Source organism: Sphaerisporangium melleum, assembly GCF_014646695.1.
In the GTDB taxonomy this organism is placed as follows: Bacteria; Actinomycetota; Actinomycetes; order Streptosporangiales; family Streptosporangiaceae; genus Sphaerisporangium; species Sphaerisporangium melleum.
In genome coordinates this window covers 1-12,632 of record NZ_BMNT01000069.1, presented here as the reverse complement: position 1 = coordinate 12,632, position 12,632 = coordinate 1, and the positions used below count along the sequence as shown (strand labels likewise).

At 71.7% G+C, this 12,632-nt stretch carries 10 protein-coding genes; 7 read left to right on the top strand and 3 right to left on the bottom strand.

The window, feature by feature from the left end:
* The first annotated feature begins 766 nt into the window (after positions 1-766).
* Positions 767-1,945: a macrolide family glycosyltransferase gene (locus IEY93_RS35890; protein ID WP_203968294.1), complete on the top strand. Its 1,179-nt coding sequence runs from the start codon at positions 767-769 to the stop codon at positions 1,943-1,945.
* Between the two features lie 93 nt (positions 1,946-2,038).
* On the opposite strand, the gene IEY93_RS35885 is transcribed toward IEY93_RS35890, so the two are convergent.
* Positions 2,039-2,902, bottom strand: coding sequence for a LysR family transcriptional regulator (locus tag IEY93_RS35885; RefSeq protein ID WP_189167629.1), 864 nt, complete (start codon positions 2,900-2,902; stop codon positions 2,039-2,041).
* A gap of 95 nt (positions 2,903-2,997) precedes the next feature.
* On the opposite strand from IEY93_RS35885, the gene IEY93_RS35880 reads away from it, so the two are divergent.
* The gene (locus tag IEY93_RS35880; protein WP_275411979.1) at positions 2,998-3,894 is read left to right on the top strand and encodes an aldo/keto reductase family oxidoreductase; all 897 of its coding nucleotides are present in this window, start codon (positions 2,998-3,000) and stop codon (positions 3,892-3,894) included.
* Between the two features lie 157 nt (positions 3,895-4,051).
* Complete coding sequence (locus IEY93_RS35875; RefSeq protein WP_189167628.1) at positions 4,052-4,354, top strand: helix-turn-helix transcriptional regulator; 303 nt, start codon at positions 4,052-4,054, stop codon at positions 4,352-4,354.
* A gap of 48 nt (positions 4,355-4,402) precedes the next feature.
* Here the strand turns inward: IEY93_RS35875 and IEY93_RS35870 are convergent, their stop codons facing one another.
* Entirely contained in the window at positions 4,403-4,819 is a 417-nt protein-coding gene (locus IEY93_RS35870) for a DUF6157 family protein (RefSeq protein WP_189167627.1), read from the bottom strand.
* A gap of 214 nt (positions 4,820-5,033) precedes the next feature.
* Here IEY93_RS35870 and IEY93_RS35865 point away from each other — a divergent pair, with 214 nt between their 5' ends.
* From IEY93_RS35865 to IEY93_RS39480, 4 genes are all read left to right on the top strand, one after another.
* Positions 5,034-5,774 (top strand): beta-phosphoglucomutase family hydrolase, encoded by a 741-nt coding sequence (locus tag IEY93_RS35865; RefSeq protein WP_189167626.1) that lies wholly within the window; start codon positions 5,034-5,036, stop codon positions 5,772-5,774.
* A 22-nt stretch (positions 5,775-5,796) separates the two neighbouring features.
* Positions 5,797-8,151 carry a glycoside hydrolase family 65 protein gene (locus IEY93_RS35860; RefSeq protein WP_189167625.1) on the top strand — a complete coding sequence of 785 codons (2,355 nt, stop codon included), beginning with the start codon at positions 5,797-5,799 and terminating at the stop codon, positions 8,149-8,151.
* 64 nt (positions 8,152-8,215) lie between these two features.
* A complete protein-coding gene (gene pgi / locus IEY93_RS35855) occupies positions 8,216-9,847 on the top strand; it encodes a glucose-6-phosphate isomerase (RefSeq protein WP_189167624.1) in 1,632 nt (543 codons plus the stop codon).
* Between the two features lie 105 nt (positions 9,848-9,952).
* Positions 9,953-10,075 carry a hypothetical protein gene (locus IEY93_RS39480; RefSeq protein WP_268241605.1) on the top strand — a complete coding sequence of 41 codons (123 nt, stop codon included), beginning with the start codon at positions 9,953-9,955 and terminating at the stop codon, positions 10,073-10,075.
* Positions 10,076-10,168: 93 nt separating this feature from the next.
* Here the strand turns inward: IEY93_RS39480 and IEY93_RS35850 are convergent, their stop codons facing one another.
* Complete coding sequence (locus IEY93_RS35850) at positions 10,169-11,536, bottom strand: extracellular catalytic domain type 1 short-chain-length polyhydroxyalkanoate depolymerase (protein ID WP_189167623.1); 1,368 nt, start codon at positions 11,534-11,536, stop codon at positions 10,169-10,171.
* Positions 11,537-12,632 lie beyond the last annotated feature (1,096 nt).

Genomic DNA, 12,632 nt, shown 5'->3' with positions numbered 1-12,632 from the left:
GTGTGCGGTGCGCGTGGGCGCGCCGCGGGCTGCCCCTTCCCCTGGTGCCTCCCACGGCTGATCGCCGATGACCGGCCCCACTATGCCCAGTGGGACATAGGTGCCTCAAGGTGACAATGAGAAGATTGCATATCGATGTGTGTCCAGACTGGCATGTTTCTCGCGCTCAGTTACCGATGTCGTGTGAGCACCACGAACCGTCACCGAACCGGATGTAGGGTGCAGCGTCAGGACCGTCCCGGCGGTTCTCTCATGTCCCGGAACCGCCGGCCGTACGGGCCCGGATCCGGCCGTCGAACCTCGGCGACCACCGGCCCGGGCGGCGGGCGGCGCACGAGCGCGGCGCGGTCGCCCCGCTGGTCGACGCCGACCTGACCAAGGCCGACGTGCGCGCGGCGATCGAACCGGCCGCCACCGGCGGAAAACCGGTTGGGATCGCGGGCGGGCCGCGTTACGCTGCCCTGGTGATCTACTTGATTCGGCTGCGCCGCGCCTGACCACGGCGCGACCGCACGGGGCCGCCCGCCCGACGGGAGCCCCGCTGATCCGTCCCCGCACCCGGCGGCCCTGACCGCGCCGCCGGCCCTCGTGCGACTTCGAGGTCACGCCCGATCCCGGCCGCCCTGCACGGGTACCGGATCGGCGATGCCACGAGGCGGGGGCCGTCCCTGTCGCGCCGTGGGACGACGCGCACCGGCCCGCTGAACGGCCGGATCTGTCGTCGTCCGTCCTTTCCCGGCAATCGCGAATCCGACAGGACGCCATCATGAACGCACGTCACCACATCCTCATGGTCGGGTGCACCGCGCCCAGCCACATCTACCCCTCCCTGGCCCTGATCAGGGAGCTCGTGTCCCGCGGCCACCGGGTCGGCTACGCGGTCGGGGAGGCCCTGGCCGGGCTGGTCGAGCCGACCGGGGCCGAGATCGTCCGCCACCCGTCGCTGCTGCCGCTGGGCGACGCCAAGTGGCCCGACGACCCCGGCACGGCCATGCGCGTCTTCCTCGACGAGGCCATCGCCGTACTGCCGCGGCTCACCGCCCGCTACGACGACGACCGGCCCGACCTGCTGCTGTACGACATCGGCGGCCTGGCCGCGCCCGTGCTCGCCGCGCGGTACGGCGTCCCGGCCCTGCAGCTCTCGCCCACCCTGGTCGCCTGGGACGGCTACGAGCAGGACATGGCCGAGACCATCGACGCCATCCACTCCTCACCCTCGGGCCGGAGTTACCACGCCGCCTACAACGCCTGGCTGCGGGAGAACGGCATCGACGCGGACGCCTGGGACTGGCTCGGGCACCCCGAGCACATCCTCGCGCTGATCCCGCGTGCCATGCAGCCTCAGGCCGACCGGGTGCCGGAGCAGGTCCGCTTCGTCGGGCCGTGCCTGGACCCCGTCCGGCTCGCCGACACCGGTTGGACGCCTCCTGGTGACGGCCGGCGCGTACTGCTCGTCTCGTTCGGCACCGCCTACACCGACCGGCCGGAGGTCTACCGGGCGTGCGTCGAGGCGTTCGCCGGATCCGACTGGCACGTGGTGCTCGCGGTCGGGCGGCACGTCGACCCGAGCGACCTCGGGCCGCTGCCCGCCCACGGGTTCGAGGTGCACCGCGTCGTCCCGCAGCTCGCGGTGCTGGCCGCGGCCTCGGCCTTCATCACCCACGCCGGGATGGGCGGCTGCGCCGAGGCGCTGTGGTTCGGCGTCCCCACCGTCGCCATCCCCCAGGCGGTCGACCAGTTCGGCAACGCCGCGCGCTTGGCGGAACTCGGCGTCGGCCGCCACCTGCCCACCGAGGAGGTCACCCCGGCCACGCTGCGCGAGGCGGTCGAATCCGTCGCCGGCTCCGCAGAGGTCGCCGCCCGCCTCGCCGCCGTCCGCGCCGAACTCCACGCCCAAGCCGGCATCCACCACGCCGCCAACGCCGTGGAGTCCTACCTTCCCTGAGCCCCCTACCACCCACCCGCCCGGCAGCACCTCCACGGCGCCGCCGGGCGCTCCGATTCCGCTGTGATGCCGGCGCGGTGGCACAGCGGTCGGTCAGAGCCGCGAGGCCGTTCGGACCAGTCCGGCCAGGGCGCGGGAGCGGCTGTGCGCGGGCCAGGCGATGTGGGTGGAGACCAGGGGGGCGTCGCTCAGCGGGACGGCGGCGTGCTCGTCCCATAGCCAGGTGCGGGCCGACTCAGGAAAGACCGTCATGGTGCGGCCGAGGGCGATCAGCTGGGCCAGTTGCGTCTGGTCGTGCACTTCGGGACCCGGGCCGGGCGGGTAGGTGCCGTGGCGGGCCCAGCGGGCGAGCGGAAGATCGGGAACGTCCGAGATCTCGGCCAGGGACAACATCTCGCGCGCGGCCAGGGGGTGCCTCGCCGGCAGGATCGCCACCTGTCTCTCCGTCATCAGTTCGACGCTCTCGAACCCGGCGAGGGAGTTGAACGGGGTATGCATGAGCGCCACGTCGGCTCGACCGTCGCGCAGCATCTCCTCCTGTTCGCACGTGCCGCTCGGCAGGACTTCGATCTCGGCGGCGCCGGGCTCGGCCGCGTAGGCGTCGAGGAGCTTGTCCAGCAGTTCGTGGAACGCGCCGGCCTTCACCGCCAGCACCAGGCGGTCGCGGTGATCACCCGGGCCGTCGGCGCCTCCGGCGCGGCGGGTGCGGCGGACGGCGGCGGTCGTCGCGTCGAGAGCCGCGCGGCCCTCCTGGAGCAGAACCTCGCCCGCGCCGGTCAGCGAGACGCCGCGGCGATCGCGATCCAGGAGAGTGACGCCGAGGCGGCGCTCGAGCTGCTGGATCGCCCGGGACAACGGGGGCTGGGCGATGCCGAGGCGTTCGGCGGCCCGGCCGAAGTGCAGCTCATCGGCGACCGCGATGAAGTACCGCAACTCGCGGGTCTCCAAGGTGTCCATGTCGTCAGCGTAGCCCGCTGTGATACCTCTCGGGTATCACACGGCACCGGATCGGTGTTGGCCGCCTCGCCCGTCCGCGAGCCAGGATCGGCGGCATGAGCACGAACGGACACGCTGTTCCCCTGCCCGGTGGCACCTGGTCCCTGGGTGACCTGACCGTCACCCGGTTCGGATACGGCGTCATGCAACTGGCCGGCCCCGGGGTCATGGGACCGCCCGCCGACCGCGACGGCGCGCTCGCCGTCCTGCGCAAGGCCGTCGACCTCGGCATCACCCACATCGACACCTCCGGCGCCTACGGCCCGCGCGTCACCAACGAGCTGATCCGCGAGGCGCTGCACCCCTACCCCGAATCGCTGCACATCGTGACCAAGGTCGGCGCGCGCCGCGACGAGCAGGGTGGCTGGCCCACCGCCCGGCGACCCGCGGATCTGCGCCGCGCCGTCCACGAGAACCTGGAAACCCTCGGCCTCGAACGGCTCGACGTGGTCAACCTCCGGCTCGGTGACGCTCAGGGACCGAAGCCCGGCTCGCTCGCCGAGGCGTTCGGCACCTTGGTCGAGCTCCGGCAACAGGGTCTGATCCGGCACCTCGGCCTTTCCAACGCCACCACGGAACAGGTCGCCGAAGCCCAGACGATCGCACCGATCGTGTGCGTGCAGAACATGTACAACCTCGCTCACCGGCACGATGATCGGCTGGTCGACGAACTCGCCGGCAAGGGGATTGCTTACGTCCCCTTCTTCCCGCTCGGCGGTTTCAGCCCGCTGCAGTCCTCGGCGCTGTCGGCCGTCGCCTCGCGGCTGGACACGACGCCGATGTCGGTCGCCCTGGCCTGGCTGCTGCGACGATCGCCGAACATCCTGCTCATCCCCGGTACCTCGTCGGTGGCGCACCTGGCCGAGAACGTCGCGGGCGCGGGAACGCGGCTCTCCGGCGACGACCTGGCCGACCTCGACAAGATCGCTACGAGCCGGAACCCCACTGGCTGACCCGAGGGCCCAGCTGCCGAGGCGGGCGCAGACAGCAGCTGACCTGGGTGAACACCAGGCCGACCGGCATTGGGGGCGCTATCGTCGCTCGCGCTGCGCACGCTTGTGGTCGTCATCCGGCGTTGCGCCTCATGACGAGGAAAGGAGCGCGGAAATCATGTCGGCCACCGAGTGCCATCCCTCTGATGCCCCCGACTATGCCGTGCCGCCTGGAGAGACCATTTATGAGTACCTTGACGAACTCGGTATGACCCAGCGGGAACTGGCCGTTCGGCTCGGCCTCACCGCGAAGCAGGTCAACCGTCTCCTGCGTGGGCTGGTCCCCTTGAGCCACGAAATAGCAGAGCGCTTGGAGCTGGTGACAGGTATGCCCGCCAGGCTCTGGAAGCGTCTGGAAGTGGACTATCAGTCCGCGCAACAGCGGTTGCGCGGAGAGGGAACCATGGGTGCTTGCACGTGACGAGTCCTTGCCGGCGACGCGAACACTCCCGTGGTGATCAGAAAGCTGTCAGGCGCGGCGGGAGCGCATGGCTTTGGTGATTTTGTGGGTGGGGCTGGTGAGGAGGTTCTGGTACTCCTCGGACTCCATGGGGACCAGGGCGACCCGGCCCTGGTCGTCGAAGGCCAGCCCGAAGCCGTGCTTCTTGGGGAGCGGGGAGGCGCGCAGGCACGCCTGGGGGCGGGAGAAGAACTCGTGGCGCAGCCGGGCGATCTCGTCCTCGGACGGGTCGGCGAGGTCCTGCCGGGCGAGCCAGGAGGTGAACAGCACGTCCTCGGAGGTGTGCACGTACGGCTCGCCGGCCAGCATCTCGTACTGCAGGACGGCCACGGTCTTCTTCCCGGCACGCGGGCGCGGGACCTCGCTCGCGGTCACCGGGCAGTCATCGGCCACCGCGATGAGGGTCTGGTAGTAGTTCACGTCCACGATAAGGAACCCCTGCCGCTCGGTCGCTTCCGCTCGGATGCGTACACGTGTTCGTATTCTATGCCCGGGCGGGCCGGCAGCCGGGTTTCCCCCTTGGTGCCGCTGCTCGAGGGGTGACGCCGGGTCGCGGGTGGGGGTGGCGGAGCGGCGGGAGTAGGTTGGGGAGGGAGATCTCCGCCGCGTGAGGTCCCTGGGAACGTGATCGGGAGGGCCGATGCTCGGGTTGCCCGACGAGGTCCGCGGCTGCCTGTTCGACATGGACGGCGTGCTGACGCGCACCGCCACCGTGCACGCCACGGCCTGGAAGACCATGTTCGACGCGTTCCTGCGCGACCGGGCCGAGCGCACCGGAGAGCCGTTCGTTCCGTTCGACCAGAAGGCCGACTACGACCGGTACGTGGACGGCAAGAAGCGGCTGGACGGCACCCGCGCCTTCCTGGCCTCGCGCGGCATCACCCTGCCCGAGGGGTCCGCGGACGACCCGCCGGGCGCGGCCACGCTGAACGGCCTGGGCAACCGCAAGAACGCGCTCGTCCAGCAGATCCTGGACCGGCAGGGCGTGGAGGTGTTCCCCGGCTCGGTGCGCTATCTGCACGCCGTCAGGGACGCGGGCCTGCGTACGGCCGTGGTGTCCTCCAGCGTGAACACCACCAGGGTGCTCGCGGCCGCCGGGCTGACCGGCCTGCTGGAGGCGCGGGTGGACGGCGAGGTGGCGCGGCGGCGCGGCCTCGCGGGCAAGCCGGCGCCGGACATGTACCTCGCCGGGGCCGAGGCGCTGGGGCTGCCGCCGTCGCGGGCGGCGGTGTTCGAGGACGCCCTGGCCGGGGTGGCGGCGGGCCGCGCGGGCGGGTTCGCGATCGTGGTCGGCGTCGACCGGGCCGGGCAGGCGGACGCGCTGCGCGAGAACGGCGCGGACGTCGTGGTCGGCGACCTGGCCGACCTGCTGGAGTCGTGATGGCGGGCGAGCCGGTGATGAGATGATCAGGCATCCGGCGTTCGCGACGGAGCCGTGGCGGGTGCGGGAGCGGGAGCTGCACCTCGACGTGCTGGCGCAGACCGAGTCGGTGTTCGCCCTGTCCAACGGGCACATCGGCCTGCGCGGCAACCTGGACGAGGGCGAGCCGTACGGCACGCCGGGCAGCTACCTCAACTCGGTGTACGAGCTGCGCCCGCTGCCCTACGCCGAGGCCGGCTACGGGTACCCCGAGTCCGGGCAGACCGTGGTGAACGTCACCAACGGCAAGCTGATCAGGCTGCTGGTCGACGACGAGCCGTTCGACGTGCGGTACGGCACGCTGCACGAGCACGAACGCGTCCTGGACCTGCGCGAGGGCACGCTCGCCCGCAAGGTCCGCTGGAGTTCACCCACCGGCACCGAGGTGTGCGTCACCTCGCGGCGGCTGGTGTCCTTCACCCACCGGGCGGTGGCGGCCATCGAGTACGAGGTCGAGCCGGTGGACCGGGCGTGCGGCGTGGTCCTGCAGTCGGAGCTGGTCGCCAACGAGACGGTCCCGTCGCAGAGCGCCGACCCGCGCGCGGCGGCCATGCTGAGGCATCCGCTGGTGATGGAGGAGAACCTCCCGGCCAAGGAGGGGGTGGCCGTCATGGTGCACTCCACCCGGGCCAGCAAGCTGCGGGTCGGGGCCGCCATGTGCCACCAGATCGACGGCCCCGAGGGCACGCTGGTGGACGCCGACGGCTCCGGCGACGTCAGCCGCGTCACCGTGGCCGCCCGGCTGGAGCCGGGGCAGCGGCTGCGGCTGGTCAAGTTCTTCTCCTACGGCTGGTCGGCGCGGCGGTCCCGGCCCGCCGTCCACGACCAGGTGGTCGCCGCGCTGGCCGCGGCCCGGCTGGTCGGCTGGGAGGGCCTGCTCGCCGACCAGCGCCGCTTCCTCGAGGAGTTCTGGGCGGGCGCGGACGTCGAGGTGGACGGCGACCCCGAGGTGCAGCAGGCCGTACGGTTCGGGCTGTTCCACCTGGTGCAGGCGGCGGCCCGCCTGGAGGACCGTCCCATCGCCGGCAAGGGGCTGACCGGCTCCGGGTACGACGGCCACGCCTTCTGGGACACCGAGACCTTCGTGCTGCCGGTGCTGACCTACACCTACCCGCGGGGCGCCGCGGACGCGCTGGCCTGGCGCCGGTCGATCCTGCCGCCGGCGCGGGATCGGGCCGTCCAGCTCGGCCTGGCCGGCGCGGCGTTCCCGTGGCGGACGATCAACGGCGAGGAGTGCTCCGGTTACTGGCCGGCCGGCACCGCCGCGTTCCACGTCAACGCCGACATCGCCGACGCCGTCACCCGCTATGTGGACGCGACCGAGGACACCGGTTTCGAACGCGGCAGCGGGCTGGAGCTGCTGGTGCAGACGGCCCGGCTGTGGCGCGCCCTCGGTCACCACGACGCGCAGGGGCGGTTCCACATCGACGGGGTGACCGGCCCGGACGAGTACTCCGCCGTGGCCGACGACAACCTGTACACCAACCTGATGGCCGGGGAGAACCTGCGCGCCGCCGCCGAGGCCGCCGCCCGGCACTTCGACCTGGCGCAGGCGCTCGCGGTCACCCGGGACGAGATCGCCTCCTGGCGGGACGCCGCCGCGGCGATGCACGTGCCCTACGACGAGCGGCTCGGCGTGCACTGCCAGGCCGCGGGGTTCACCGGGCACGCCGTCTGGGACTTCGCGGCCACCCGCCCCGATCAGTACCCTCTGCTGCTGCACTTCCCCTACTTCGACCTCTACCGTAAGCAGGTGGTCAAGCAGGCCGACCTGGTGCTGGCCATGCACCTGCGCGGCGAGCGGTTCACCCCGGCCGAGAAGCTGCGGAACTTCGCCTACTACGAGGCGATCACCGTGCGCGACTCCTCGCTGTCGGCCTGCACCCAGTCGGTGATGGCGGCCGAGGTGGGGGACCTCAAGCTCGCCTACGCCTACCTGGGGGAGGCCGCGCTGATGGACCTTGAGGACCTGGAGCGCAACACCCAGGACGGCGTGCACATGGCGTCGCTGGCCGGCTCATGGATCGCGCTGGTGTGCGGGTTCGGCGGCATGCGCGCCGGAGGAGGGCTGATGTGCTTCTCGCCACGGCTGCCACCGGGCATAGCGCGGCTGACCTTCCGGTTGAGGTACCGCGGGCGACTGCTGCGGGTCGGCGTCACACACGCCTCGACGACCTACCGGCTGATCTCCGGTCCGCCGCTCCCGCTCACCCACCACGGGGAACGCTTCACTCTCGGGGACGAGCTCGTCACCCGGTCCACGGTGAAGGGGTCCCCGCCGGGGGTGGAGATCCGCCAGCCGCCCGGCCGCGCGCCGGCCCCGCGCCGCACGCGGTGACCGTTCGCGTCGATCTCGTACGGCCGCCCGCCGGCCGTCTGACCAGATACCGGAGGAAGTACCGATGACCAGCACCCCGCTCCCCGAGCGCGCCTCGTGGAAGGCGCTCCAGGAGCACCACGCAGAGATCGGCGACCGGCACCTGCGCGAGCTGTTCGCCGAGGACCCCGCGCGTGGCGAGCGCATGCACGCGGAGGCGGCCGGGTTGTACCTGGACTACTCCAAGAACCGGGTCACCGGCGAGACGCTGCGCCTGCTCACCGACCTCGCCCGGGAGAGCGGCCTTGAGGAGTGGCGGGACCGGATGTTCCGCGGCGAGCGCATCAACACCTCCGAGGGCCGTTCGGTGCTGCACGTCGCGCTGCGCATGCCCAAGGGGTCCTCGCTGGTCGTCGAGGGTGTGGACGTCGTCGCGCAGGTCCACGAGGTCCTGGACAAGATGGCCGCCTTCGCCGAGCGGGTGCGTTCGGGCGAGTGGACGGGGCACACCGGCAAGCCGATCAGGAACGTGGTCAACATCGGCATCGGCGGCTCCGACCTCGGCCCGGTCATGGCGTACGAGGCGCTGCGCCACTACAGCCGGCGTGACCTGACCTTCCGGTACGTCTCGAACGTCGACTCCACCGACATCGCCGAGGCCGTGCGCGACCTCGCCGCCGACGAGACGCTGTTCATCGTCTCGTCCAAGACCTTCACCACCGCCGAGACCCTGGCCAACGCCCGCTCGGCCCGTGACTGGCTGGTCGGCGAGCTGGGCGCCGAGGAGGCCGTCGCCCGGCACTTCGTGGCGGTGTCCACCAACGCCGAGCGGGTCGCGGAGTTCGGCATCGACACCGCGAACATGTTCGGCTTCTGGGACTGGGTCGGCGGGCGCTACTCCATGGACTCCGCGATCGGCCTGTCCACCATGGTCGCCATCGGCCCGGAGAACTTCCGCGAGCTGCTGGCCGGCTTCCACGACATGGACGAGCACTTCCGCACGGCGCCGCTCGGCGAGAACCTGCCGGTGCTGATGGGCCTGCTCGCCGTCTGGTACGTGAACTTCTTCGGCGTGCAGAGCATCGCCGTGCTGCCCTACGAGCAGTACCTCAAGCGGTTCCCCGCGTACCTGCAGCAGCTCACCATGGAGTCCAACGGCAAGCGGGTCACCCGCGACGGCGCCGTGGTCGGCCACGACACCGGGCCGGTCTACTGGGGCGAGCCGGGCACCAACGGGCAGCACAGCTTCTACCAGCTCATCCACCAGGGCACCCGGCTCATCCCGGCCGACCTCATCGGGTTCGGCAAGGCGCTCAACCCGGTACGCGACCACCACGACCTGCTGATGGCCAACGTGTTCGCCCAGGCCCAGGCGCTGGCCTTCGGCAAGACCGAGGAGGAGGTGCGCGCCGAGGGCACCGCGCCCGAGGTCGTGCCGCACCGCGTCATGCCGGGCAACCGCCCGACGAACGTGCTGCTCGCCGAGGAGCTCACCCCGCGCCTGCTCGGCGCGCTGGTCGCGCTCTACGAGCACAGCGTGTTCACCCAGGGCGTCGTCTGGGGCGTCGACTCCTTCGACCAGTGGGGGGTCGAGCTGGGCAAGGTGCTCGCCGGTCAGATCGCGCCCGAGCTGACCGCCGACGCCGAGCCGGAGCTCGCCCACGACTCCTCGACCAACACGCTGATCCGCCGCTACCGCGCCCTCAAGAACGCCTGACGCCGGCCGGCCCGGTGATCGCGAACGCCGGTCCGCCGCGTCCGGGCGGTGGACCGGAAGGCGCCGGCGGGTGAACCGTCCGGCGTCCCGGTCCGTCGTACGGGTATGCCGATCGACGCGCCGGGACGGCCGCGCAGGCGGCCGCAGCCGACCGCCACGGCGGGCGAGGCGGTGCGGCCGTTGTTCGGCATGGCCCGGGCGGGCGTCGCCCGGGTGACCGTCACATAGTGCTCGGCCGGCCGCGGTGAGGCAGCACGCGCGGCCGGCCGAGCGGAACCCGCCGCCCGTGCGACGGCACCGCGCGGGCGGCGGGGGGACCGGTCAGGCGTTCCGGGTCCACTTCTGGTTGGTGCCGCCGTGGCAGGAGTACAGCTGGATCTTGCTGCCGTTGGCGGTGGCGGCGCCGGTGACGTCCAGGCAGAGGTTCGACTGCACACCCGTGATGCTGCCGTCGGAGTTCAGGCGCCACTTCTGGTTGGTGCCGCCGTTGCAGGAGTAGATCTGCACCTTGGCCCCGTTGCCGGTACCGGCCGCGTCCAGGCACTTGTTGCCGTAGACCCTGAGCTCCTGGGCGGAGGTGGCGGCCCACGTCTGGTTGGCCTGGCCGTTGCAGTCCCAGAGGGCCACCTGCGTGCCGTCGGTGGTGCCGGCGCCCGGCACGTCGATGCACCGGCCGGAGGCGACGCCCCTGATCGGCCCGCTACCGCCCGGCGTGGGGGTGGGCGTCGGGGTCGGCGTCGGAGTGGGGCCGGTGGGCGTCGGCGTCGGGCTCGGCGTCGTGGTGCCGTCCAGGCCGAAGAACCTGATCGCGTAGGCCGCCATCCCGCCGCGCGGCAGGTCGTGCCCGGCCCCGTTGATGGTGTACGCCTCGACCTGGCCGGAGCCGAAGACCCGGCGGGTCCAGCCGGACTGCGGGCTGTCGGTGGAGGTGGGGGTCTGGCTGATCCCCCACACGTTCGTCCACTGGTCGACTTCTTCCTGCAGCATGGTGTAGTTCAGCACGTTGTCGGCGGTGCCATGCCAGGCCGTCACCCGCGGACGGGGGCCGGTGTAGCCGGGGTAGGCGTTACGTGCCAGGTCGCCCCACTGCTGCGGGGTCTTGTCACCACACCCCGCGGGGCCGAGGCAGCCGTAGGGCACGCCCGAGAACGGCGCGCCGGCCTTGAACACGTCCGGGTAGGTGGCCAGCAGGTTGTTGGTCTCCATCGCGCCGGAGGAGAAGCCGGTCGCGAACACCCGCTGCGGGTCACCGTTGTAGCGCGTCTGGACGTAGTTGACCATGGAGACGATCGACACCGGGTCGCTGCCGCCGCCGTGGCGCAGGGCCTCGTTCGACCAGACGTCGAAGCAGTTCGACAGGCCGTTGGCGCTCTTGTTCGCCTGCGGATAGATGACGACGAAGCCGTACCGGTCGGCCAGCGAGGCGAACTCGGTGCCCTGGTAGAAGCCGGACGCCGTGCCGTTGCAGCCGTGCATCGCCACCAGGATGCCGGGCCGGGCCGCGACGTTGTTGGGGACGTACACGTACATCCGGATGTTGCCGGGGTTGTTGCCGTAGTTGGTCACCTCGGTCAGGCTCGCCGCCGACGCCTGCGGCATCGGCGCCAGCACCGTGGACAGTGCCGTGACCACGGCCACGGCCACGGCCGCGACGCCGGCACTGGCGAGTCTTCTGATGTGCCGTCTCATCTTCCGCCTTTTCTCGGGGGGTCTTCGGTGGTGCTCCATCGCGGGCCGTGCCGGCGGCCGGCTCGGCTCTCGTGGTAACCGCCACGGGGCGTTGGCCGGCGGTGCCGGCCGGCGGCGTCGAGCGATCTCGGCCGGGTGACCTCACGTACTCCGGGGGAGTCGAGGGTCCGGCCTCGCGGACGGCTCGCCGGGAGAGGAGCGCGGACGGCGGGCCAAAGGGAACGCGGCGACCCGCCGGTGCGGGGCGGCCGGGGACCCGGATGCCGGGGCAGCGAAGTTGGCATGCTCTGCCGTGCCGTCGCCGGCACACGAGGCGCCATGGTTGTTAGCGTTCACATCGGTCGTCGGCCGCGTTCCTTCCTGGTCGGGGGCTGTGCGGTGGTGGTGGGCGGAGCAAATACGAGGCCGGGAGGTGTCGTCAAGAGTCCGACACATCGCGCGCGAGGCCGGTACGGCGGCCGGGATAGGCCTATCTGCCGTTATCGGCGGCACCGCACTTCGCCGCCGGAGAGGATGTGCTGAAAGTTTCAGCGCAGGCTTCCCTGTCACCTGCCGGGTTCGCCGTGGTGTTCCAGCGGGCCGTAACGGCACTCCCCGCAGGTGGTGGCCGGGCGGGGGCAGACCGCGTCACCTGGGCGGACATCCGAAACTTTCGCTACGGGTCTTGACGTGTTTCCGCGAGGTTTCCAGACTGTGTCCCGCAAGGCGGTCTTCTCCTGCCGGCTCGGTGGTGGCGCGTGGCAGGGCCGCCGTACGCGACGTCCTGATGGAGGCGCGTTCCGCAGGGAGCGCGGTGTCGATCCCGCGGGCCGTGTCCCGCGTGCCCAGGTTCTCACGTACCGCTGTCGCTTTCGTGATCCAGTTATGGAGGCTCAGGCATGGGCTCTAATGCCACCCCCCCACCCGCGAACCGGCGGCCTCGCAAAGGTCTGCGGATCATGGTCGCCGGCGTGCTCGGCACGATCACCGCGCTGACGATGCCCGCCCCGGCCGGCGCGGCGGAGAGCACCCTCGGTGCGGCGGCCGCGCAGAGCGGCCGGTACTTCGGTACCGCGATCTCGGCGGGCCGGCTCGGCGACTCGCAGTACACCACGAT